The 24,410-nt window shown below is 25.5% G+C and carries 29 protein-coding genes and 1 pseudogene; 10 read left to right on the top strand and 20 right to left on the bottom strand.

All coding sequences use genetic code 4. The features are described 5' to 3' along the window. Nucleotide 1: 1 nt before the first annotated feature. From RRG59_RS02875 to RRG59_RS02815, 14 genes and pseudogenes are all read right to left on the bottom strand, one after another. Nucleotides 2-925 carry a hypothetical protein gene (locus tag RRG59_RS02875; protein WP_322902038.1) on the bottom strand — a complete coding sequence of 308 codons (924 nt, stop codon included), beginning with the start codon at nt 923-925 and terminating at the stop codon, nt 2-4. A 10-nt stretch (nt 926-935) separates the two neighbouring features. After that, entirely contained in the window at nt 936-1,058 is a 123-nt protein-coding gene (locus RRG59_RS02870) for a hypothetical protein (RefSeq protein ID WP_322902037.1), read from the bottom strand. Between the two features lie 42 nt (nt 1,059-1,100). Beyond that, nucleotides 1,101-1,199, bottom strand: a pseudogene (locus RRG59_RS04040) (hypothetical protein); the annotation flags it as partial. A gap of 17 nt (nt 1,200-1,216) precedes the next feature. After that, nucleotides 1,217-1,573 (bottom strand): hypothetical protein, encoded by a 357-nt coding sequence (locus tag RRG59_RS02865; RefSeq protein ID WP_322902036.1) that lies wholly within the window; start codon nt 1,571-1,573, stop codon nt 1,217-1,219. Then, the gene (locus RRG59_RS02860) at nt 1,573-2,070 is read right to left on the bottom strand and encodes a phage tail tube protein (protein ID WP_322902034.1); all 498 of its coding nucleotides are present in this window, start codon (nt 2,068-2,070) and stop codon (nt 1,573-1,575) included. Before RRG59_RS02860 ends, RRG59_RS02865 begins: the two co-directional genes overlap by 1 nt. Continuing rightward, the gene (locus RRG59_RS02855; RefSeq protein WP_322902032.1) at nt 2,071-2,523 is read right to left on the bottom strand and encodes a hypothetical protein; all 453 of its coding nucleotides are present in this window, start codon (nt 2,521-2,523) and stop codon (nt 2,071-2,073) included. It lies immediately after the preceding gene. Beyond that, on the bottom strand, nt 2,523-3,062 hold the full coding sequence (locus tag RRG59_RS02850) for a hypothetical protein (RefSeq protein ID WP_260625955.1): 540 nt from the start codon (nt 3,060-3,062) through the stop codon (nt 2,523-2,525). The genes RRG59_RS02855 and RRG59_RS02850 overlap by 1 nt, the downstream gene beginning before the upstream one ends. Next, nucleotides 3,046-3,573: a hypothetical protein gene (locus tag RRG59_RS02845; RefSeq protein ID WP_322902029.1), complete on the bottom strand. Its 528-nt coding sequence runs from the start codon at nt 3,571-3,573 to the stop codon at nt 3,046-3,048. Before RRG59_RS02845 ends, RRG59_RS02850 begins: the two co-directional genes overlap by 17 nt. Beyond that, nucleotides 3,560-3,889: a hypothetical protein gene (locus tag RRG59_RS02840; protein ID WP_322902027.1), complete on the bottom strand. Its 330-nt coding sequence runs from the start codon at nt 3,887-3,889 to the stop codon at nt 3,560-3,562. The genes RRG59_RS02845 and RRG59_RS02840 overlap by 14 nt, the downstream gene beginning before the upstream one ends. A gap of 55 nt (nt 3,890-3,944) precedes the next feature. Then, nucleotides 3,945-4,409 carry a hypothetical protein gene (locus RRG59_RS02835; protein ID WP_322902025.1) on the bottom strand — a complete coding sequence of 155 codons (465 nt, stop codon included), beginning with the start codon at nt 4,407-4,409 and terminating at the stop codon, nt 3,945-3,947. Continuing rightward, nucleotides 4,363-5,826, bottom strand: a complete 1,464-nt coding sequence (locus RRG59_RS02830; RefSeq protein WP_322902024.1) for an HK97 family phage prohead protease — start codon at nt 5,824-5,826, stop codon at nt 4,363-4,365. Before RRG59_RS02830 ends, RRG59_RS02835 begins: the two co-directional genes overlap by 47 nt. After that, on the bottom strand, nt 5,816-6,799 hold the full coding sequence (locus tag RRG59_RS02825) for a phage portal protein (RefSeq protein ID WP_322902023.1): 984 nt from the start codon (nt 6,797-6,799) through the stop codon (nt 5,816-5,818). Before RRG59_RS02825 ends, RRG59_RS02830 begins: the two co-directional genes overlap by 11 nt. After that, the gene (locus RRG59_RS02820) at nt 6,787-7,068 is read right to left on the bottom strand and encodes a hypothetical protein (protein ID WP_322902022.1); all 282 of its coding nucleotides are present in this window, start codon (nt 7,066-7,068) and stop codon (nt 6,787-6,789) included. The genes RRG59_RS02825 and RRG59_RS02820 overlap by 13 nt, the downstream gene beginning before the upstream one ends. A 147-nt stretch (nt 7,069-7,215) precedes the next feature. Then, entirely contained in the window at nt 7,216-8,607 is a 1,392-nt protein-coding gene (locus RRG59_RS02815) for a terminase TerL endonuclease subunit (RefSeq protein ID WP_322902020.1), read from the bottom strand. A gap of 133 nt (nt 8,608-8,740) precedes the next feature. On the opposite strand from RRG59_RS02815, the gene RRG59_RS02810 reads away from it, so the two are divergent. Next, on the top strand, nt 8,741-10,405 hold the full coding sequence (locus tag RRG59_RS02810; RefSeq protein WP_322901920.1) for an IS1634 family transposase: 1,665 nt from the start codon (nt 8,741-8,743) through the stop codon (nt 10,403-10,405). A gap of 44 nt (nt 10,406-10,449) precedes the next feature. Here the strand turns inward: RRG59_RS02810 and RRG59_RS02805 are convergent, their stop codons facing one another. The 4 genes from RRG59_RS02805 to RRG59_RS02790 all read right to left on the bottom strand — a co-directional run bounded on the left by RRG59_RS02805 (nt 10,450) and on the right by RRG59_RS02790 (nt 13,174). Beyond that, a complete protein-coding gene (locus tag RRG59_RS02805; RefSeq protein ID WP_322902019.1) occupies nt 10,450-10,938 on the bottom strand; it encodes a hypothetical protein in 489 nt (162 codons plus the stop codon). Further along, complete coding sequence (locus RRG59_RS02800) at nt 10,925-11,398, bottom strand: hypothetical protein (protein WP_322902017.1); 474 nt, start codon at nt 11,396-11,398, stop codon at nt 10,925-10,927. The genes RRG59_RS02805 and RRG59_RS02800 overlap by 14 nt, the downstream gene beginning before the upstream one ends. A 26-nt stretch (nt 11,399-11,424) precedes the next feature. Further along, nucleotides 11,425-11,568: a hypothetical protein gene (locus tag RRG59_RS02795; protein WP_322902016.1), complete on the bottom strand. Its 144-nt coding sequence runs from the start codon at nt 11,566-11,568 to the stop codon at nt 11,425-11,427. A gap of 1,189 nt (nt 11,569-12,757) precedes the next feature. Next, nucleotides 12,758-13,174 (bottom strand): pseudouridine synthase, encoded by a 417-nt coding sequence (locus RRG59_RS02790; protein ID WP_322902014.1) that lies wholly within the window; start codon nt 13,172-13,174, stop codon nt 12,758-12,760. A 159-nt stretch (nt 13,175-13,333) separates the two neighbouring features. Between RRG59_RS02790 and RRG59_RS02785 the strand changes: the two genes are divergently transcribed. From RRG59_RS02785 to RRG59_RS02775, 3 genes are all read left to right on the top strand, one after another. After that, nucleotides 13,334-13,954 carry a hypothetical protein gene (locus tag RRG59_RS02785; RefSeq protein WP_322902012.1) on the top strand — a complete coding sequence of 207 codons (621 nt, stop codon included), beginning with the start codon at nt 13,334-13,336 and terminating at the stop codon, nt 13,952-13,954. Further along, a complete protein-coding gene (locus tag RRG59_RS02780; protein ID WP_322902010.1) occupies nt 13,888-14,823 on the top strand; it encodes a hypothetical protein in 936 nt (311 codons plus the stop codon). Before RRG59_RS02785 ends, RRG59_RS02780 begins: the two co-directional genes overlap by 67 nt. A gap of 124 nt (nt 14,824-14,947) precedes the next feature. After that, nucleotides 14,948-16,612, top strand: coding sequence for an IS1634 family transposase (locus RRG59_RS02775; protein ID WP_322902008.1), 1,665 nt, complete (start codon nt 14,948-14,950; stop codon nt 16,610-16,612). Between the two features lie 165 nt (nt 16,613-16,777). Here the strand turns inward: RRG59_RS02775 and RRG59_RS02770 are convergent, their stop codons facing one another. Together RRG59_RS02770 and RRG59_RS02765 are read right to left on the bottom strand one after the other, a co-directional pair. Continuing rightward, the gene (locus tag RRG59_RS02770; RefSeq protein ID WP_322902006.1) at nt 16,778-18,073 is read right to left on the bottom strand and encodes a glucose-6-phosphate isomerase; all 1,296 of its coding nucleotides are present in this window, start codon (nt 18,071-18,073) and stop codon (nt 16,778-16,780) included. Between the two features lie 15 nt (nt 18,074-18,088). Beyond that, nucleotides 18,089-20,395, bottom strand: coding sequence for a putative immunoglobulin-blocking virulence protein (locus RRG59_RS02765; RefSeq protein ID WP_322902004.1), 2,307 nt, complete (start codon nt 20,393-20,395; stop codon nt 18,089-18,091). A 120-nt stretch (nt 20,396-20,515) separates the two neighbouring features. Between RRG59_RS02765 and gltX the strand changes: the two genes are divergently transcribed. The 6 genes from gltX to RRG59_RS02735 all read left to right on the top strand — a co-directional run bounded on the left by gltX (nt 20,516) and on the right by RRG59_RS02735 (nt 23,863). Beyond that, complete coding sequence (gene gltX / locus RRG59_RS02760) at nt 20,516-21,928, top strand: glutamate--tRNA ligase (protein ID WP_322902002.1); 1,413 nt, start codon at nt 20,516-20,518, stop codon at nt 21,926-21,928. Further along, on the top strand, nt 21,918-22,301 hold the full coding sequence (locus RRG59_RS02755; protein ID WP_322902001.1) for a DUF1934 family protein: 384 nt from the start codon (nt 21,918-21,920) through the stop codon (nt 22,299-22,301). The genes gltX and RRG59_RS02755 overlap by 11 nt, the downstream gene beginning before the upstream one ends. A gap of 26 nt (nt 22,302-22,327) precedes the next feature. Next, entirely contained in the window at nt 22,328-22,717 is a 390-nt protein-coding gene (locus tag RRG59_RS02750; RefSeq protein WP_322902000.1) for a hypothetical protein, read from the top strand. A 150-nt stretch (nt 22,718-22,867) separates the two neighbouring features. Further along, nucleotides 22,868-23,065 (top strand): hypothetical protein, encoded by a 198-nt coding sequence (locus RRG59_RS02745; protein ID WP_322901998.1) that lies wholly within the window; start codon nt 22,868-22,870, stop codon nt 23,063-23,065. A gap of 212 nt (nt 23,066-23,277) precedes the next feature. Continuing rightward, nucleotides 23,278-23,499: a hypothetical protein gene (locus tag RRG59_RS02740; RefSeq protein WP_322901997.1), complete on the top strand. Its 222-nt coding sequence runs from the start codon at nt 23,278-23,280 to the stop codon at nt 23,497-23,499. A 106-nt stretch (nt 23,500-23,605) separates the two neighbouring features. Beyond that, entirely contained in the window at nt 23,606-23,863 is a 258-nt protein-coding gene (locus RRG59_RS02735; RefSeq protein ID WP_322901995.1) for a hypothetical protein, read from the top strand. The last annotated feature ends 547 nt before the right edge of the window (nt 23,864-24,410 follow it).

Raw genomic sequence — 24,410 nt, 5'->3', positions numbered from 1 at the left:
TTTAAATTTTCCCGTTATTGTTTCCGCTCTTTTCTGTCATTTCTCTTCCGAATCTATCTTCTGAAATTTGAATGCTAACGTTTGTTGTCATATCTGTTCCGGTGTTTGTTGCGTTTTCTCCAATGTTAGAATTTTGAATTGAATTTATTGCAATACCAGTTCCAACACCCATCGCTAATAGTGAACTCAATGCTGCTGCTCCTATTCCAAATGCTAACGGCGCCGCAAATACTGAACCTAATGCTAATGCTTTACTTATTCCGATTGCTGTGTTTGAAATAATCATTGCTGATTTATATAAAGCATAAAAAGTTAAGAAAGCGGTCAATGTGCTTTTAAGTCCTCCGAAAGCATTAACAATTGAATTTATAACCGTCATAAAACTTTGTCCTAATGCTTTTTTTGTATCCTCTGTTGCTTTCTTTAATTCAATCATTGTGCGTATGTTTTCAGGTATATTATCTCGTTGTTTTTGAAACATTACGTTTCCCTCTTTTAAAACATAATTTAAACGTTCTTGTGCGGTTGATTGACTTAAAATACTCTTAGTGTTTGTATCTAAATAAATTCCCAGTTGCTGTAATGTTGTTGCTCGTCCTGTTGTAATAAATTGTGTGAATGCGTCGTTTGCTTGGTCTGCACTGTATCCTATTCGTTCGAAATTATCTGCGATATTAAAAAGGGATTCTTGTGCTGCTTTGCTAAATCCTTGTGACGTTAGATTTGCTGCAAGCCTCATTTTTGACATGTATTCTTGTATGCTTGCATTTGCTCCACTTAGTAAAGTCCCTCCAATATTTAAAGATGAAAAAATACCCTTAATAGATGACATCGTTTGCTTCATTGCTTCTGAAAATCTTTCCAATTCGCTTTTTGCTTTTGCTGAATTGACTTTGATTCCAATTTCTACTGATTGTTTAGCCATTTCTTCTCCTTTAACTCATCATAACCGCAAAACTTTCTAGGACGTCTGGTTCATTAGTATTATTTAATTTGAACTCATTTTTTATTCTGATTTGCTCTATTGTTAAATTTACATCTGGTGTATTTCTTAGCATCATTATTTTTATAATGTTATGCTTTTCAGGTAAGTTGTTTAGGTATGCATTAAATAGCGCTGGTTTTAATTCTGAAACTTCGTGTGGTTCTAAATTATATTCACTTTTAAATGCTGCAATAATTGAATAAAAATCATCAATATAACTAATAATAGGGTCTATTGCTTTTTTGTTGTTTGTTCTTGGTTTAGTTTTGTTCCTTTGAACGTTCTATCATTTCAAAAATTAAATAATTTTAATAATATAAGGTGCGCTGCTTCTAAACTGTAATTATTTTTTAATTCTAATAATAATCAAGTTGCATCGTCAATATCCTTCACAATTATTCTTAAAAATTCCTCGTCTTCTAATTTATCTAATAAAGGACTGAATGTTTCAAAATTTCTATACTCTTTGGTGAAATTCTCTAATTTGATAACTGCGCGCATTGTTGTATCTAGTTCAATTTCTGAATCTCCAAAAATAAAATAATCCTTTTCTTGTGGTTTTGCTATTTCTAAAACGTCTAGTTTCATTATTCCCCTATGTTAGTTGTATCGTCTATTTCTTCTGTGGTTCATTTGTTATCTTGTGGGTAAATATCAAATTCCAATTTTTGTAATTCATCTGCGCTACCGCTTGGGAAGTGATTTTTGAAATTCAAGGTTGCTTTTCCGCTTACTACAAGATGCTTCCCTATTGTTTTTGATATGGTGCGAATATCTAACTTTATGTATTGCGAATTTGTTAAATGAATATCCCCTAATAATAAATTTAGTAAATATTTGTGCGCTTCATTGTTATTATCAAAATCTAAACTAACTGAAAGTGATTTGCTTACACCTGTTGTAATGCTTGTGCTTTCTCCTAAATTGTGAAAATACATGCGATCTTCTTTTTTAGGTGAATAATTAAATTTTAGTGCTGTTATACTTGTTATTTCTTTGTATTTCTTTTCTTCATCTGTTGAACCTAAAGGAACAGTTGCTATATATAACCTATTCCCGGCGTTTGTTTTAAAAATACTGCTCATTTATTCTCCTTTTTTATTTTCCAATATTCCTAAATTAAAAAATAATTTATATTCTTGTTTATTTGTATCAACATAAGGACTTGAAATATATGCTGAATTTTTAAACATATATGAATTATTTAATGTTATTATTTCATTATTTATCTTTTTTAAGATTATTTTAAATTTTCCTACTTCTCATAAGTCTACTAACTTATTAATTAACTCCCTAAAACTCTTTAACTGTTCTGGATGGTTGTTTAAGTTATCAATGTAAGAAATTGAAAAATTAACAAATTTTAAATTAGTGTGAAAGTATTTATTTATATCTGAATTATTCTCCATTGAAAACAAAAGACCCTGTGTGCTGTTTTCTTCTAATTCTGCAACTTGAAAAAAGAACTTAGGTAAATTTTTTATTTTTAACTTTAAATATTTATAAATCTCATAAGCGAGCTCATTTTCTCATAACATTATTTACTCCGTTTCCTGTTTCACTCTGGGATTAAAAATTCGTTTATATATCTATTAATTCCTTTTATATTGCTTCCTCAGATTTGATTTTTTGCTTTTCGTAATGGATTGCTCTTTGCTTGTGGATTAGAATACTTCAACTTTATTTTTCCTAATCGTGTTTTTTTATTTCCGCTAATTGCTACATAACGACCTCGTAATTTACTCATATCACTATAAACGTTTTTATTGATACGAATTACATAACTCAACGTGTTATTGTTTGAATTTTGTTTTTTTGCTTTTGGGACTATTTCTAAATTATCAACTGCATGTGGTTCGTTTTTATTATTTCTTACTTTTGAAAATCTACTATCAGGGAACATAGATTGTGCTCTTTGTTTTATTCTTTTGGAATAATTTAAAAAATAATTCTTGCTGCTTTCACTTGTTAGAATTTCATTAAACAATTCTCCGCACTCTTTTTGTAAATTGTTAAGTAATTCTTTAACTTCTTTTTTAGAATACTGCAAAGTTATTAAACTATTGTCTGTCTTCATTTTCCTTTAATTGTCTAACTTCATTTTCTAAACTTGTAATTATTTCCTTTAAGTCATTGCTTAAATTATTCATTAATTCATTAACTTGCTCTAAAGACAAATATAAAACTAAAGGTCTTTGAATCTCTTTACAGTTAACAAATTCAACATATTTTTTTAATTCGGGATTGTCTGTTAATTGTCCTACATATAAAACTTTTATTTTTATTTCTTGTAAATTAAACTGGTCGGTGTCAATATTAAGAATATTAAAAATTTTATTATCTCTAATAATTCAATCTGTTTTTTGAATTTCGAAATTAGGTTTTAAAAATTTTATGCTTAGAGTTTCTTTTGCTTCTCTTTCATTTGATGAATTTTGTAATTCGTGCGTTTGAATAATAGAACCGTATAATAATTTAGAATTATAACTTGTTTGTGTTCTTAGTCCTGTCTCATCATTTATGAAAGTCTTAACAACTAAAAACGGTTCTCTATATTCTCTCGGGTTAATGTGATTAATTCTTGCCATATGATATACGATCTCCTAATATTCTATAAATCATGCGTTCGTCTATTATATTATTCCCTCTTTGTGTTATATCTGGGTTCATAAAATAAGTTGCTGCTAAATGTAAAGTTGCTAACATTGTTTTTTTGTCTCACGCTCACGGGTGGTCTTCTGGTATTTCTCCATTTTTGAAATCTAACTCATAATATTGCAACCAGATATTCTCTCTTGCTACTTCTATGTAATCTAACAAAACGTTATCACGTAAATTATCTGCAATTGCTAAATTTTGCTTTAACTGGTCTAATCATAAATAAATTAATTCATTTGGATACATAAACTAAAAAACAAGAAAGAAAGCATTATAGAATTCCTCCTCGTTTCTCCTTTTGTTATTGTTTAATTTCTACAAATCTACTATGTACGTGCGGGTCTACTAGTTTAATTTCACCACGTGTTCTTATATATGTGTTAATTTGGTCTTTAGACATATCTTTATAAGGATCTGATTCAATAATGAAATTAAGTCCATAAGCAACAATTGAATTTTTGTCAAATAATACCGCTACTTTTTTTCCTTGTGTGAATTCTTTTTCAGGGAAAAGAGATGTAGTTATAATTTGTAAACCTCTATATTTTTTATTAATTGTGTCATATACTGTATTAATAAATGATGCGGTGGTTGAATTTAAAAATGGTTCTTCTAATTTTGCTAATACTTCTGGATGCATTGCAATGATGAAATCTTGTACTTTGTCTTCTCCGTAATTGTCTTCTATTTCTCTAACTAATGCATCTATATCATTTCAACTAAATTTTCTTGAAATTTGTGTGGTGTATTTTGCTTCCTGTGTCACTCCACCAGTATATGTTCCATCTGTTGGAACTGTTACTGCTGCATGTGTAAAAATAGAACTTCAGAATTTTTTTTCTGATTGATTTTCTAATTGAATTTTTAGCATTTTCAACTTGCGCACTTCATAACTCTGCTCCATGTGTTAATGCATTATTTTGTGTGATAAATGTTGAATATCTAACCGGAGAAAACTTAACTTGAAATGTTTTTCCTCCTAATGCTGTTGAATCTGCTCCTTCTTGTATACTTCCAATTTCTTTATTATCTGGGACATAAATGTTTTTAACTAATGTATCAAGTCCTGTTAGATTGTATTTACTTGCTAATTCTGTAAACTCTGGGAATAGAGATGTTCAATCTTTTAAAACTCCAGGCATCTGCACTGTTTCAATGACTGCAAGTCCTTTTTCATTTGTTGTTGCATCCAATGCTCTTTTTTCTAATTTATCAAATGCTACCGGGTGCAATTTTCTTATTTCGTATTTATCTTCTTCACTTAGAAAATCAATCATTGCATTGTTTAGTGCATTAATATCTTCGTTTGTTGCTTTTCCACTTCTTGCTAATTCTTTAAATTCTGTATAACTTTTTACTGTTTGGTTCATTGTGTTTTGCTCCTTTACTTTTTTAAATCTTTCTTGTGCTTGTTCTTCTAATTCGTTTTTTAATTTTTCTATTTCTTTATTTCTTTTTTCTAATTCTTCAATTCTTGCATTTAGTTGTTCAACTTCTGCATTTGTGGAATTTTGTAATTCGTTAGTTTCTTCTTTTGTTTTTGTTTCTGTTTCTTGTGCTTCTTTGGTATTTTTCAATACCTCGTCTTTCAATTCTTCCGCTTTCATTTCCTGCTCCTTTTGTTGTGCTAAGTATTCTAATGTATCAATGTTATTTTTATCATACACACGACATTTATATTGCGGATAAAAACCTTCATACACAGGATCGATACTTATTAATTTTGCTTTTTTGTAAATTATTTCTGTCTGTAAATCATTATTATTTTCAATCTCGTTTATTTCAATCTCTAAAGGTTCAAAAATAAATGAATTACTTTCTATAACTCCAGTTGAAATTAAATCCGCTACTTTCTTAATTTGTAAATTATTCTCATCAACTGGAATTGTTGCAATTAATTTATTGTTAATTTTTTGAACTGTCATTGTTTTATTTTTAGTTGATGCTAATAAATGCTCTATGCTTACTTTATGGTCTAAATAACTATTTATAAACTGTTTACTAATTTCTACATCAAAATCAAAACAATCCAATGCTATTTTTTCCCTGAACTTTATTCCTCTACTATCATAAATCGGACTTCAACTGTCTAATTCAACCGTTAACTCTATCTTTCGTCCTTCTTGCTCTGATTGTGTTAAAGGTTTATTCTTCATTTGATAAATAAAAGTCTTATTTGTCATTCTTGCTCCTTTTTTTAGTTATTAAATTATTTTTTAAAACATTAACTGGAGTAAGCGTTCCATTTGCTAATAATGAATCCCCATCTTTATGTTTGTCCAGTCCAATAAGCGCCCTAATTTCATTTATTGTTGCATAACCACTATTAATTGCTGATGCTGCGAACTCCTGGATACTCTTTAAATCTAATGAAAGCAAATCCAGAGTCCTAAATGTTATCTCCTGGTTCGGTTCATTTTTTAAAATACTCTCACTAATTCTTTGCGTTATATTAATCAATAATGGTTTAAGAGCATTATCTACATATGCACGGTTTAATTCACTCGAACTATTGTATTTATTAGGGTCGTCAATTCCTAATTTAGCAGGAGGGATTCCTAAAAATGCTGCAAACTCTCTTCCTAAACTGTTTCTCGTTTGAAAGTCGATCCTTGTGTTTACTATATCTGCTGCTTTTCCTATATCTCACTTATCATCGATAACTATTCCAAAGCTTCCGGACTTCTTTTGATTTTCAATCATACCTTTAAGAGCTTCATTTGCTAATTCACGTTGCTGCTTATTAGTTGCATCTTTAATTTTAATAAATATGCTTGCTGATAAATCGTTAGTTATAGCATTAAGCATTGACAATTCGTTCTCTTTTATTTTACTTATTGTGCTTTTGAATAAACTACGGGTTGACACATTTTCAAAACCCGGGATAACTTCGTAATCAATTCAAATCACCTCATCTTCGTAAAAAACAACGGGATCATTATCTAATCTTTTGAATTTATAAATTGTTTTATTATTTCCCTCTGTGTGCTTAGTAATGAAAGGTGGGAATACTGGTAATAACTCAATTATTTTTTTGTTTTCATCTCTGATTTTTAAGAGTGGTGCTACTCCGTAAATAATTAAATTTCAGATTATTATTTTTTTAAATTCTCAAGGAGTTTGCTTATCATTTGGTCTCTTATTTAATATTTGCAAAATATCAGATTATAAATATTTTGAACTTCTCCATCCTCTGTTTGTATCGTGTGTCTAAAACTAACTCTTGCTATATCGTTTGCTATTAATTGAATTGCTCTTGCACATACTCCAAATGTAAGAAATTCTGACGGAGTTAATGTTCTTATGGTATTAGAAAGCATCGGGGAATTTAAAGGTATAGAAAAATCACGATAACCTAATTCGGGATTATCGTTTTCATTCTTAGGACTAAAAATGTTTTTAATACTCTTAAGAAAATTTCCCATCATTACCTCATAAAATAATAATGAGACCTTCTTTCTTAATAACTCAATCTAACTCTCAGCTATACCTTTAATTTATATAAAATAATTTTATTACTATTAACCTATTATATTTATATTATATAACAAAATTTAAAAATATAAAATAATTTAATTTATTAAATCAAAAAAAGACTCTTGTTCCTGTGCTTGAATATTGTGTCGCTCTGCAATTGTATTTAGCATTGAAACAAATGCATCTATTCTGCTTTGCTCTCTTAATTTCTTAATAAAAAAAGTTTGACTTATGCTTTGTGTGTATTTTATGGAAACATTTAACATCTGCGAAATTGCTAAATCGTTATCATCTATAAAATAAACTTTATTTTTTTGGAGTTTGCTTTCAAATTGTCTAAATGCTGGTGTTAAATGAACTCCCTGTTTTACAGGTTTAATTTCATCATCATAAAATAAATTATTATTTAATAAATAAGTTTTTACACTGTAAAACTGTCAGGGGTCATATAAAAGCGTTTTAATTTTATATTCATTTTTTCACTCTTGTATTTTCTGAATTACTAAATTGTAATCTATACTCGTCCCATCACTAAAAGTTAGAAATCCTTTATTGTGTCAATCTCTGTAATTTGCTTTGTCTGAAACTTCTTTTTTTGTAATTGCTTGTGATGGAATAAATGAATGAAATTTAAAAACATAAATAGACTCTCCATCATCTTGCGGAATTTCTCAATTTAAACAAATTGCGGTGGTATCTGTTGTCGATGATAAGTCAATTCCTAAAAGTGCGGTATGCTCTTTTATTTTTCCACTACTTATGAAATCATTAACAATCTCCCGATTCGCCTCTTGCGAAACTAATAAATCATGTAAATTGAAATATGCTGAACCTAAAGAACTTCATAACCCTAAACGCTTTGCTTTAAATTCTACTTCTGCGCTCTTTGTTGTTATTTGTGCTAATTCTTTTTTTAAATCATCTAAACTTACTGTAATACCTAAACCAGGATTGCTCTTTTTTCATAAATTGGAATCTCGCCAATTCTCCTCGTCTTCTTCATCTAATTCTGCGCAAAATAAAAAAAGTGAATAATTAACATTAAGTTCTTGTGGACTTTCCATTTGCTGAATTAAAAAACTCTTAAAGTCTTTCTCTTTTTTATAACATACGGAATTTAAATCCAGACCTTTTGTTGTGTCATATACAATCAGTTGATTCTTTCTACTTAAATTTTTTGCTGTCATTGCTGACTCTTGCATTGTATTATCTTTATGCAAATGATACTCTGTCAAAATCGTAAGGGACGGGTTCTTTCCTTCTATCCCTCCTTTTTCAAAACTTAGAGCTTTAATAACTCCATATTTTTTGCTTAATATTCTTATGCTATTTGCTTTTATAAAAAGTTTAGAAAGTTTTAAAGAATTACGAATATAACCCAAGCACATATTATAAGGAATTTTGCTACTATCTTTGCTTGCACCACAAAAATAAACCTCCGAACTTCCATCTTTTAAAAGACCTAAAGTCGTTGCTAATGAAATCATTGCTCAATAACTGCTCCTGAGTTTCTGAGTTGAAGACCAAATTTTTAATTTTTTTAGAATCTATATATGTATACATATATAGAAATTTTTATTTTTTGTTTTGAATACTATGATTACAATGTATAATTATTATATGAAAGTGAATAATTACATAATTGGAAAAAGCAAAAGAGCAAAAGGAATATATATTTTTGCTGGAATTTCTGGTGGTTATGGTGCTGGTACTAAGAAACAAATTGGTTTGGGTTGGTTAGAACAATTAGAACAAATTAATCCTGATGTTATTTCTATTTTAAAAACAAAAGCAAAAGAACTTACAGAAGATATGGAAAAAGATTTCGTTAAACAAGAATTACTAAATTCTATTCAAAATCAAAAAATTACAGTTAATTCAATTAACTATGGAATAGAAGTTATTTATAAATTTATAGACAAACTACAAATCTTTGAATCGATATCAAAAACCAAGCATAAGGATTTAAAATCAATTTTAGAATATTGCATTGCTTCTAGAATAATTAATTCAAATAGTATCATTAGAAATTTTGAAATTAAAGATAACTTTATTAATACAATAAAATCACAAAAAGATGCATTTTATTCTCTTTTAGATGTATTAGTAGAAAATGAAAAAGGTATTTTAAAGAACTTAAACAATAAATTAAGTAAAATTACTAACAGAGAAATTGAACTTGTTTTCTTTGATTCGTCAACTGTTTATTTTGAAACTTTTCAAAGAGATGGATTGAGATTTCCTGGTTATTCAAAAGACGGAAAATTTAAAGAAGACCAAGTTGTTTTGGGTATGGCAACTGATATTAATGGAATACCAATTCATATGAAATTATTCAAAGGAAATACAGCAGATCCAAATACTTTTATCCCTTTTATTTTAGACTTAAAACAAACTTATCAAATTAATAACATAACCATTATTTCTGATAAAGGTATGTCCACAAATAGAAATATTCGTTTTTTAGAAGATTTAGGTATAAATTTTATTATTTCATATAGAGCAAAGTCAGGAAGCGCTGAATTTAAGAACTATATTTTAGATCAAAACGGTTATGTTGGTAATTCTGAATTTAGATATAAAGAAATTGAATATAAGTCATTATGAAACAACAAAAGATTTAACGGGAAAACTAGAAGAAGAATTATTACTTATTCAAAATCAAGAGCAATTAAAGATAGAGAAGATCGTAAAATACTCATAAATAATTTTGAGAAAAGACAAAATAAAGACGGAATTGTTAGAGGTGAACAAATGTTTGCTTCAAAAAAATATAAGTTTTTTAAACAAATAGGTCGTAGTGATTTTGAACTAAATTGTGAAAAAGTCTTAGAAGATAAAAAGTTCGATGGTATTTATGTATATGAAACAAATAGAACTGATTTAACACCACAAGAAGTAGTTCAAATTTACCAAAACCAATGAAGAATTGAAGAAAATTTTAGAACATTAAAAACAGCGTTAAAAGTAAGACCTGTATATGTATGAACCAATTCTCATATTAAAGGTCACTTTATCTTGTGTTATTTATCTTTAGTAATAATTAAGACAATAATTCACTTATTGAATGAGTCATTTAAAAAAGATGCAGGACTTATTGATTTTAAAATAACAACTGATAACTTTATTAAAGCTATATTAACAGCTAACAAAATAGTTAAAAAGGTTGATAACAAAATAATAGAGACATTATTTGAAACAAATGAAAATAACAAAAAAGATTTTCAGAATTATGTATTAATTAAAAAATTCACAGATTTTATACATAGTAAATTAGATATATAAAAAGACGAATTTCCCTATTTCATAGGGTTATTCGTCTTTTTATCTTAATTAACTCAGAAACTAAGGAAATAAACCTCCGAACTTCCATCTTTTAAAAGACCTAAAGTCGTTGCTAATGAAATCATTGCTCAATAACTGCTCTTCCATTGCTTCCTGCTTTCTATATCGAAAACTTCAGATGTCATTAATTTATCTGGATCGCTTTTATATACTCAACCAAAAACAAAACCCGAAATAAACTTCCTAAAGTCCGTAAATATAAATTGCTTTTTAGTTTCTGGAATAATTATCATTTTAGAAAAATTTAAAATATTCTCGTATGCGCTTTTTTTGTAAGTAAATAAAAAATTAGGATCGTGAACTTCCTTATATAAAAAAAGTAAGTGGCGGGCACATTGATAATAAACCATTTTAGATGTAAGAATTAAATTACTTATTACATCTATTGCGTATTGCGTCGGCTCGTCAACATCATTTAAATTTTTAGCAAATTCGAAAACTTTGCGTCAGTAATCGTTATTAAAATAGTTCATCTTCGTCTTCTTCTTTATAACTTTCTAAGATTTGTTTTAGTTTCTCTTTTTTGATGCTTACCTGGAAAGTCGATTCAATGCTTAATTGTATATCTCTAAAAATTTTATAAAACTCAGGTGCTCTATCAATTAAAACCCCTCTTTCATCAGAACTAAAAAATGCGTTTGCCGATTGAATAATTAGCATTTTATTTTCTGCTTCTTTGAGGTCTTTTTCAATTGTCAAAATTAAACGAGCTGTTTTATCTGTTCAATGACGGAAACTTGAATATTTCATGCTATCATCCATAGGAATTTCATTATCAAATTCTGCTAATTGTTTTTTTAATATTTTATTTTCTTTTTTTAATTGCTCCTTTAATTCTTTAACCTGTTCATTTCAAAATTTTATCTTATCTTTATAAAAAATTAATTGCTTAGGTCTTACTTTATTTATTCAGTCATTTTGAATCTTTTGCAAATGTTGGTATTTTTCTATTTGAACATTTAAGCTTCCAGTGTAATTTGTGAAATAGCAGAATTAAACTCTGCATCAGGATTAAGTCCCTTAAGTTCTTGCTTTAATAGTGTAATTATTTCGTGTTCTTTTTTGTCTTTTTGAGTCGATTTTTTTAATGATTTTTTAATCATCTTTTTGAACTCATTTTTGTGTTATAAAAATATAAACACAACCCCTTAATTCAATTATAGCAAGAAAAATAAAAAAGTCAATAGACAAAAAGCAAGAAAATGCAAAAAACCAAAAAGTTAATTTTTTGGGGGTATTACCCCCCTTTTTTTGAAAAAGTATCAAAAAGTTTTTTTTGAAAAATGGAACTCGTTTTTGTCATATTGTTATTTTTACCCTATTTTTTCCTATTTTCACTATTTTAATATATATTAAATAATATATATATTTATTAATTTTAATATTAAAATATATAAAAAAATAACTTTTTAGTCAGAAATTAAGAAAAAGGAGGTCAATGTCGATTTTTCAAAATAAGAATTTAGACCTTCACTAGTACTAGAAATTCGATTTTTGATACTTTTTTTTATGATTTTGAATCTAAATTGCTATTTTTTTAAAAAAATGGACTTTTTATAATCTATTTTTAATGTCATTTTTAGGTGTATTTTCACTTTTTTTTAACTCAATAAATTAGCATAAAAATAAAATAATCAAAATAAAAAAGTGGAATTATTTCTCTATTTCTGAAAACAGGAAAAAATGGGTGTTTATGTAGGTGGGGGAGGTCATTTCAAAATATTAATTTTTTTATATACTCCCCCCTTTTTTTTATGTTTTTGTTCAGTAATTCTTTGCAATTCAATAAACTTAATTCAATCAAAATTTTAAACATTTATATTATTCAGTTCAACAATTAAACAATTAAACAATTAAACAAATTTAAACCCTAACTATATTTTTAATTATTTCAGTTATTAAAATATTTAATATATTTATTTTTCTTTTTCATTTATTTATATATAATAATATTAAGGTGGTTGTTAGAATATTTAAATTATTCAAAATTAACACGACCGTTTCTTAAATATGCTTAAGAATAAACCATTTTAATAAAGTACGTTTATATGAGATCCTTTCTTCTATCTAGATAAATATTAACTCAATTAATAGTTCAAGTAATCAGCTATAGATCAATTTTTTATTTAGTATTTTAAGAGATTCATTTTTCAAGCAATACACACTTTAAAATAATTTGTATAATAATTTAAGAGCAGAATTTAACCTCCTGCTCTTTTCTTTATTTTTTTTTTATTTATTTTTATGGTATAATAATTATGTAAAAGAAGCAGGGAACAAATAAATAAGTGATTAAATTATTACATAATAGGTTTTATGTATATGTTTATTTGGGCTTAATACATTATGTGTAAAGTCTCCATCGTTAGTTATTATTAATAATCCTTCGGTATCTTTATCTAATCTACCGACTGTATGTAACCCTTTATAAGTCAAATAATAAGAATCCAGCAAATCAAAAACTGTGTGATTTATTTTATCATTATTTGCACAAATATAACCTTTAGGTTTATTCATCAGAAGATAAATATACTTAGGTTTTTCAATTAATAATTGTTCGTTAATAAAAATTTGATCGGTTCGATTTATATTAATTATTTTGTTAATAAATATATTATTAAATTTTATCTTTTTATTATTAATTAATTTCTTAACATCATTTCTTGAATAATTAGTCATATTTGATATGTGTTTATCAATTCTTATCATAATTAATAAATTATATTAAGTTAATTAAATTTATAATTAAATAAAATTAATTTTTAGTTAATGATAATATAATTTATTATTATAAGGTTACATATCAATAAAAAAATTGAATGAGGACAGTTCTTTACACCTAAGGTAATAGTAGATATTGTATATAAAATGATAGATACAAATAAAATTGAATTTGATTTTATTTGTGATACATCTGCTGGTAATGGAGATTTTGTTATTGATACTTTCAAGGAAAAGTTCATTTATATTGATATAGATACTAAATACTATGAAAATGTTAAAAGTAATTTTAAACTTCATAAAATCTGAAATAAAAACTCATTATTAGATTTAGAAAGAAATCATATATGTAGTATAGATAATAAACTTTTAATTGTTGGTAATCTTCCATATAATAATTGGACTTCATTTTATAAAAAGAATCAAAAAGGGGAATCTGAAATTAAAAATGAACTTGTTTCAAGAGATATGGGTATTTCATTTTTAAAATTATTTAATTATTTAAAAGCAGATTATGTATGTGTATTACATCCATTATCATATTTGATTAAAAAATCTAATTTTAATCAACTAAAAGAATTTAAAGATAATTACATATTAATTGACGGGATGATTATATCTTCAAATGTATTTTTAGATACTTCTAAAAATACTCCTTTCCCTACCTTAATAGGTTTATACAAAAGAAGTCAAAAAAAGGAATGACTTATGAAGATGTCAAAACATTCACATTTTCTGTATATAATACTAATTATAAATTTTCATTAAATCAGTTTTTATGTATAGAAGATATATATAATAAATATAAAGATAAAAATATTACAGTTAATTATAAACATTTTTCAACTCTTAGAGATATGAATCAACTTGTAATCAATAAAGGTTTTTTAGAAAAAGAAAATAACCAATCTATTAGGGTTAAAGGACAAACAGCATTAAAGGTTTTTAAATATTTAGAATATTTAAAAAAATGATATTCAAAAAATCAAAATGAATTTTATTTTTTTGGTAATTTATCACCAATAATAAATAAAGAGATATGAAAAAAAGTTAATTTGTTAAATGGAAACGAAATTATTCAAAATATAGATTCATTCTTTAGAAATGAATTATCAAAAAATAATTCTATTTTAAGTTTGTTTGGAAATAGATTAATATGAAATTTTACAAATATATATCCAACAAGTAAATATAGATTTATAACAAAAAATAATATAACTAATCAAAATCAAATACTAACTTCCAAAACTCAAACCATAAACGAAAATGATTTTCTAGAAATTCAAATAAGTTATGATAAAAATATTGAGGATTTTTATAATAAACCATCTATATATAAATTAGCATTTAAAAATAACAAAGAAGAAAATAAATATATTTTTGAATTATCCGATATTTTTTATTGAGGTTTAATCAAAGGTTTTATCAATCTTGAATATTTAAAAAAATTAACAACCAAAGTGCAAAGTATTAAAAACACAAATAATGATGAATATAAAATATCAATAAGAAAAAGAAATCAGAATAATCATATGATTATTCCATTAACATTTAATGAATATGAAATTGTTAAACCAGTTTTAATAAGTGAATATATAGATAATGATTTTATTCCCGTGTTTCCCACTTGTGTATAAAAAAACAAACAAAATACTCTAAATTTTAACTCTCACTATATATTTATTTATAAATATATAGTGCATTTAAAAATTTTTTTAATTTTATATTTACATTTATTTACAATTATGTTATAATATTAATATGAAGGAAAAGAGTAATAATTTAGTTTTGTTTAATGTATGAGGCACAAAGAAAGGCGTTGTTTATAAATACGTTGGATATGGTAATGGTTATGGAACAAATCCCACAAGATTATTTAGTTTAGGAAATCTACAAAAACTTTTAGATAAAAATCCAAATGCTGTCGAAATACTTAAAGATAAACTAAAATCATTTACAAGAAATGATGATATGGAAGTTGTAAAATCAGCATTACTACAAAGTTTAGAAACTGAAAGCATTCTTAAAACAAGTAGAATATTTGGAGTAGATTTAATTTATAAATTTTTAAACAAACATGAATTTAAAAATCTCTTCGATAATACAAAACAATTAAATTCTTATGAAATTTTTAGTTTCTTAGTTTCCAAACGAATAATTGATCCGTCTAGTATTTTTAATTCTTTTAATGAAAAAGATGAATATTTTAATGATATTAAATCTTCTAAAAATGCTTTTTATAGAACATTAGATGTTGTTTATAAAAATAGCAACCAGTTGTTAGAACATATCAGATTAATGGTAGAAAAAGAATTAAAAGAAAGAACGAATGAAATTTATTATGATACATCTACTATTTATTTTGAAACATTCACTAGAAATGGGATAAAACATCCTGGTTATTCAAAGGATGGAAAATTTAAAGAAGATCAAATAGTTATTGCTCTTGCTTGTGATAAATATGGAATCCCATATCATTTTAAGTTATTCAAAGGAAACACAATTGATTCTAAAACATTAATTCCTTTCTTTATAGAAATAGAAAGAAAATATGGAGCAAGAAATATAACAGTTGTGGCAGACAGAGGGATGAGTACTGCTGCTAATATAAGATTCCTGGAAAAGAAAGGTTATAAATTCATTATTTCTTATCGTGCAAAAACAGGTGGTAATGAATTTAAAGATTATATTACAGATGAAAAAGATTATATTCAAATAGACAATGAATATAAATATAAATCATTTTCTTTTGTATCTACTTATAAAAAGAAAAGAGCGGATTTAAATCATTTAAGACTTAAATTTATTACTCACAGTAATAAAAGGGCAAAAAAAGACAAAGAAGAACGGCAAATTTTAATAGATAATTTCAATAAGAAAAGAAACAAAGATGGAACTGTGGATTCTAATAAAATGTTAGGTTCTAAGAAATGTAAATTTTTTAAAGAAATATCAAAACTAAAATTTGAATTAGATACTGAAAAGGTACAAGAAGACGCAAAATTAGATGGTTATTATGTATATGAAACAAATCTATTTGACTTAGAACCTAAAGAGATTATTCAAAAATATGCAAATCAATGAAAAATAGAAAATGACTTCAGAATTTTTAAAAGTTTTCTTAATATTAGACCCATCTTTTTAAGAGTAGATGATCACATTTATTCACACACACTAATATGTTTTACTTCTTTAGTTGTTTTAAAACTACTAATACATAAAATAAATAAAACAATGATAGATAATGGTGTATTAGATGAAAAATTAACTGAAGAAAAGTTTATTAAATTACTCAATAAAGTAAGAGAAAGATTAGATTTAAACTCAAAAACAAAAGAAATTTTAAAAAGAGAGAGGGAGGATTCACAAAGTTTTAATAACTCTTGATATTATTTTGATATTTATTCAAAAATTGTAAATAAATAATTAACAAAAAATACTTAAACATCTATAATGTAGGTGTTTAAGTATTTTTTTTAATAAACAAGTTGGAAACTCAGGAGGGAAGATACTATCGTTTAAATCCTAATTTAATTGAATTTAAAGGATTACAAAATAACAAAAATATCGGAAATTAATCCGATATTTTTGTTATTTCTTACCTAACATCGCAAACATATTTTTCTTGTAAACTTCAACTCCGGGTTGATTGAAAGGGTTTACACCTAATAAATAAGCACTCATTGTTAATGCTCTTTCAAAAAATATAAATAAAGCACCAAGTGTAAATTCATTAAATGAATCAAATAATAAGTGAATATTAGGAACTTTACCATCGTTTTTATGAGCATTTGCTGTTGCTTCAAATGCTATATTATTTACTTCATGCAAGTTTTTATTTGCTAAATAATTTAATTTATCATAATCTAATTCTTCTTGAGTAAAATCAATATTATATTCAGGGTTTTTTAATGTTAAAACTGTTTCAAATAATATTTTCTTACCTTCTTGAATCATTTGTCCTAATGAATGTAAATCAGTTGTAAAAATAGAACTTGTAGGTCAAATACCTTTTTGATCTTTTCCTTCTGATTCTCCAAAAAGTTGTTTTCATCATTCTGCAAAATACTGTAATTTAGGTTCATATGAAACCATCATTTCAATATTATAATTTTCTTTTGTGTGCAAGTGGTATCTAGTTGCTGCATATAAATAAGCAGGATTAGATTCTAATTTATCTAAACTAAGTTCTTGATTTGTTATATTTGCACCTTCTAAGATTTGTTTTGCATTAATACCAGCACATAAAAACGGAAATAAGCCAACTGCAGTTAATACAGAAAATCTTCCTCCTATATCATCAGGAACTATAAATTTTTGATAACCTTTAGTTGTTGCTAAATCAAACAAGACACCTTTAGATTTATCTGTAGTTGCTACTATATAATCTTTAGCATTGTTTCCTAATTTAGATTCTAATAATTTTCTAAATTCTCTAAACGCTATAGAAGGTTCTAAAGTTGTTCCTGACTTAGAAATAACATTTATGGCAAACTTTTTATTTTTTACATAATGTAATTTTGAAACTAATGTTTCTGCTGAAATATCATTTCCAGCAAATAATAATTCCATTTTTGGTTGTTTAATAGAATATGGTCCGTAAATAAAATCATAACCTGATTTAGCACCTAAATAAGAACCACCAATTCCTATAACTACTACTACTTCTATACCATCATTAAATCAATTATTTGCAACTTCTTCCATTTTCGCAAATTCATTTTTATCATATGTATTTGGTAAATCATATCAACCTAATCAGTCTTTTTCTGGTACATTTTTATTTAAGACATTATTATGTATTTGACTTACCTTACTTTGTAAATAACTTAATTCTTTTGTACCTTTACTTAAGGCTTTATCAATGTTTAAATTTAAATATTTCATTTTTCTCCTTTTTATCTATGTTATTGTATATTCGTCATCTTGGTTTATCATAGAAACTTGATAACCAAGTGATTTAAGTTGATTACCTAATTTACTTGATTGGGAATCTATTTTAATTTCAGTTCTATTTAAACCTTTTGATAAATTAAATAATACACTTAAATTTGTTATTCCTTCACTATTTAATTCATCTAAACCTGTGATTCTAACATATTTAGTTATTCCTTCATTACTAAACATTATTTTAGTTGGTGGCATTGTGTTTCCATCTAAAATCATATGGTCTTTAAAACCCGCTTTATTTAATTCTAAAGCAGAAATGCTAAATGTATCTGAATCATTAAATAATATTAGTCTACGTAACTTTCTAGCTTTATTTTGTAGTTTTTCAATATCATGGAAGATTAATCCTTTTAATGATTTGATAGATTTAGCGCGTGAAAAATCTAATCCCATAGGATAACTATTATTTCCTTCGTCATGATCTGGCTTTAAACCAGGACCAAAACCACCTTGGAAAAATGGTTCATTATTTCTTGTATAATAAACTATTCTTAATCCATCATTTATTCTTTTATATGGATCTGCATGACCTTTTAAATAATCAGTTTCTTCAAATGCTAATGTATCAATGGTTAATCTAGTTGCAACATCTGTGTTCTTTTTAAAATTAAAACTAACGTTATAATCAATTGAATTAACTCATGCTGTTCTTTTTATTGCTCAAGGGTTTAAACTTCAAGAATCTAATAATGAATTACCAAGTGTATATAAACTTAGTTCATCTATGTATTTATCTTCTAATGCTATTAGAGATGAAGTATTAGTAGCAGAAGCATCAAAGAATAATTCTAATTGAGGTAATCTTTTAGGTAAAGCAGATAGTATATCCCTAAATTTTTGTGAAGAATCATTTTTACCCATATTAAAAAATCTATATGAAGTTATTTCCTTATTATCTGCTTTTAATTCTTCAATAAGTTGTTTAGTTTTAGTATATGCATCATTCTTAGAGGTATCGATTTCTACAACATAACCTTGATTTCGTTTGCCTTCAATAGGTGTATCTCGTTGCATAGAGAAGATTTTAATTCCAGTTACATTAGATACATTATACTTGCTAAATTCAGGAGATTGACTTATGTCTGTTTTAGTTCAACCTGGATATTTTCCTTCTTGGATTGCTCCTGAAAACCTTCATTCAGCTGAATCATATGTAAATGCTCTTTTTTCATTATTATCACGATACATTCTTGATAATACTCCATTAAATTCAGCTGGTAGACCATGAGAATAAGAACCTATTTCTCCTTTTTCATTAATATAAACATTATCTTGATTAATTGAATATCCTGTTTTTAAGTAATTTTCTGATTCAGGATTTAATGTATTAAATTTAGAAGTATCTAAATGTATTACTAATCATGCTTTTTCTTCATCTATATCATTGTTAAAATCTTTTATTGGATAAACTTCTGCTGCTTCTTTTTTTAAGAAATTTAAATAAAAAGGATCATTTTTATTTTTCATTATAACTTCTATTAATCTACCAAACCTATCTCAAATACTTCCTCAATAGTTTTTTCTGGTGATGCTTTTATAACCATTTTGATCATAAAATTCTTTATCTTCTATGAATGTATTAATGAATATACCTGTATTTCTTTGGATTCCAGTTAGAGCTTGTCTTTTGTTTGCTTCACGTAATTCATCTGTTACTTCAACAGATATTATTTCACCTACAAAATTATTGATATATGGTTCTCTATTTGCTAATCCGTTTTCTTTATCATAATTAGAAATAATTCTAGGAGGTATTTTTTTATTAACTTTCGCTTTAACGTAAACACCAGCAATTTGAATTAATGTCTCTGAACCACTAGGTTTTGGTTTAGGAGTTGGTTCTGGTGTAGAAACTGGTGGTATTGTTTTAGGATGTTCCTGAACAATTGGTTGACTTTGTGTTTCAATGACCTTAGGAATAGGTAAAGGTGCAGGTTTAGGAGTTTCGATTTGAGGTTTTTCTTTTAGAGGGCTTAAAATAACAATTGGTTGTTCTGTTGGTTTTTCAGGTTTTTCTATTATTTCAACTATTTTATTAGGTTTTTCTTTTAGGTTTTGATCTTTATTACTAATTAAGGAATTATCAAAACTTAAATTATTACTTTTATTTAATAAGGCTTCTGCTTTATCATCATAAATAAAAGAATGTTGATTTTTATTAAAATCAATATTATATAATAATGTCCCTATTGAACTTGAAGCAATTATTACACTACTACTCATTAAAAGAAAAATCTTAGATTTACGTTTTTTTAGCATAAGTCTCCCAATAAATATATATATATATATATATAATTTATAAACTTATTAAAATTATACATTTTTTTATAGTGTAATAAATTAAATAATATAATATAAATATTAAAAAATGGAGGTTAAGTGAAAAAAATAAGAACTCGTTATGCACCTAGTCCTACTGGTTATTTACATTTTGGTGGTGCAAGAACTGCATTATTTAATTATTTATTTGCAAAGCATTTTGGTGGTGAATTTATTTTTAGGTTAGAAGATACAGATATTAAAAGAAATATAGAAAACGGGGAAAAATCTCAATTAGAAAATCTTGAATGACTTGGTATTATTCCTGATGAATCACCTTTGAAACCAAATAATAAATATGGAAAATATCGTCAAAGTGAAAAACTTGAACGTTATAAAGACATAGCAAATTTTTTATTAGAAAAAGGTTATGCATATAAAGCTTACGATACTACAGAAGAATTAGAAGAACAAAAAAGAGAAAGCAAAGAAAAAGGTATCCCTAGTTTTAGGTATGATAAAAATTGATTAAAAATATCTGAAGAAGAAAAACAAAAAAGAGAAGCAGAAAATCAATTTTCTATAAGACTTTCTATGCCTAAAAATTTAAAATACGCTTGAAATGATATAGTTAGGGGAGAAATTTCTTTTGATTCGTCTGAAATAGGCGATTGAGTTATTTTTAAATCAGATGGATATCCTACATATAATTTTGCAGTAGTTATCGACGATCACGATATGGAAATAACTCATATATTAAGAGGTGAAGAACACATAGGAAATACGCCAAAACAATTAGCATTATATGATTTATTAAATTGACAAGTACCTGAATTTGGACATTTAACTATTATTACTAATATGGAAGGTAAAAAATTATCAAAAAGAGATACATCACTTAAGCAATTTATAGAAGATTATAAAAACGAAGGTTATATACCTCAAGCAATATTTAATTTTTTGAGTTTATTAGGCTGAACATCTGAAGATGCAAAAGAATTAATGACTAAAAAAGAAAATATTGATAAATTTGACCCACAAAGATTAAGTAAAAGTCCTTCTAAATTTGATATTTCAAAAATGATTTGATTTTCTAAACAATATATGAAAAACACTGAAAATTCTTACATAATAAATCATTTATCATTAAATAAATATGATAAAAATTCTGAATGATTAGACTTGTTTGTAGATACTTTTAAACAAAACTCTTCAACTTTTTCAGAATTATTAAATCATTTAAATACTTATTTAAACCCCAATGACATTAAATTTGACTTATCTTCTGAAGAAAAAGAAGTAGTTATAGAATTTTATAAAAACTTAAAAAATCAGAATGAATTTTCTGTTAATTCAATACAAGAATCAATAAATAAAACTCAAGAAGTATTAAAAGTAAAAGGTAAAAAATTATTTATGCCAATAAGACTAGCATGTACGTCTATTGAACATGGTCCTGAACTAGCAAAAAGCATTTATTTATTTGGAAAAGAATATACATATAAGGCACTAGAAAAATATTATGAAAATTAAATTTCATTCATTAATAAACCAAAATGATAATGAAAATATTATAGAATTTGAATCTGAAAGCGAATACTCAAAAGAAGATGGATATGAAATATTTTCATTTTATGAACCTTCAAATAATGTAAGAAATAGAATAGAAATTTCTGAAAATAAAGTTAATATATATGCAGGTAGCACTACTGTGTTTTTAGAATATAAAAAAGATGTCGATTTTGATTTAGATATAGAAAATAATAACAAAATTTCTTCATTAAAATTAACTTCTCATTGATTTAAAAAAGAATTTACAAATAATTCTTATTTATTTAAATACTCATTATCAAATGATAATTCAATTATTGGTGAATATGAAATTACCTTAACTGTTTTGAATTAATTTAGTCAAAAGTAAAATAGAATGTATTGGTTTTACCTTGGTTCCTATTTAAAGTAAAAATAAACGTTTTTATCTATTATATAGTTAAAAACGTTTATTTTTTTACTGAGATTTTAAGTCTTGAAAATAATAAACAAATCGAGAAATTAAATGAAAACTATAAAAAACTAATCGATAATATTATTACTAATTATGATGAAAAAGTAAATCCAGAACTTTTAAAAAATATAATTATGACAGGTTTCAATAAACCAAGTTATAAAAACATAAAAATTAATGCAGGTGTTGATGTTATTGAAAAATTTATAGATAAACTTAATCTTTTAAAGGATTTTAATTATGGAAAGCATAAAGTTATGGAAGAAATAATTAAATATAGTATGCAAATAAAATTTCTAATCCTTCCAGTATTTTAAATAGTTATTTCAAAAGAGATTTAAGTGGTTTAGATCTTGATTATTCAAAAAATAGTTTTTACCGTATGCTAAATTTATTACTAAATAATAAAAATACAATGTTAAAAAATATTGAAGAAATCAGAATAAATAACTCAACACAAAAAAATGATGTTCTTTGATTCTATAACATTATATTTTGAAAGTTTAACAAGAGATGGTCTAAGAAGACCTGGTTATTCAAAAGATTGAAAATTTAAAGAAGTTCAAATTGTTGTTGGTATGCCCTGTGATATTAATGGAATTACTATTTTTATAAAGTATTTCCCGGAAACACAAGTGATGTTAAAACACTGATTCCGTTTTTAATGAATTTAGAGAATTGTTCCCAAATAAAAAATGATTGTTATTGCAGATAGAGGAATGAGTTCACTGAAAACATAAAACATTTAGAAAGTAATAATATTGATTTTATTATTTCTTATCTCCCAAAAGCATCATCAAAAAAATTTAAGGAATATTTATTAGATGAAACTGATTATCAAAAAATAACTAACACACTAAGTTATAAAGAAAGATTTATGACTGTTTCTCAAGCTAGAAAAAATCCAATTGTTTATAAAAGAAAACAAATAGTTACACTAAGTGAAAAAAGAAAAGAACTAGACAAATTAAACAGAGAAATATTAATCCATAATTTTGTAAAAATGCAATATTCTAAAGGTTATGTTAGTGAAAAGCAAATGGTTGGTTATAAGAAAATGAAATTTTTCAGACAATTAAAAAAGAGACTTATGTTTTAGATAACGAAAAAATTGAAGAAGATAAAAAAAATGATGGTCTTTATGTTAACGAGACTTCACTAACAGAAGTTTCTGGAATAGATATTATTGATATTTATTACAATAAATGAAAATAGAAGAAAATTTTAGAACACTTAAGAACAATCTAACAATAAGACCAATGTATGTCTTTACTGATGACCATATTGAAGGACATCTTTTATTGTGTTTTATGTCATTATTTATTTTAAAAATATTACTTTTAATGTTGAAAAGATTCTATGATAATTATGGTATTCTCGTAAAATTAACAGAAGATGTAATTATAAAGATATTTAAGGATTTAAACTTTATAGCAACAACAGATTTAACAACAAAAAAATAATTAAAAAAGAAAAAAATGACAATGATTCATTCTCTGAAACATGAGATTTATATAGTAATATACAAGCATTTATTAAAAATATATAGTAAATTTTAATTTAAAAAAATTTTAGACCTACTGTATAGGTCTAAAATTTTTGTTATTTTACAACCAGGAAACTCAAGAGTGAGAAATCAATGTGAATTAAAAGACAACAAAATTGAGGTTATTTCACAAAATCTGTTATTTTAACATAAAAATTTTAGAAATATTTTAGACACCGAAGAAAAGAAGGGAGTAATTAATTACAAACTAAGCAATAAATATTCCTAAATTCTTACAAAAATATTATAACACAAACCAATCAATCAATAAAGCATTTTCAAAAAAAGGATGACCAAAAAGATAATTCTAAATTTTTCAGAATTATTTATTTTTTTCTTAATTTCTTCATTTTCCAAAGGATTTTTATAATTGTTTTATCAAAGATAAAACAAACTTCTTATTCGCGCGCTCACACGTACGCGCTACTTTAAAGTGCAAGAGAACGACGTTTAAATTTCTAACG

Origin of the sequence: Mycoplasmopsis felis (assembly GCF_034647055.2) — a bacterium.
Classification (GTDB): Bacteria; Bacillota_I; Bacilli_A; order Mycoplasmatales; family Metamycoplasmataceae; genus Mycoplasmopsis; species Mycoplasmopsis felis.
Note: the sequence above shows the minus strand (reverse complement) of the source record. Positions and strands in the feature narration are given on the sequence as shown.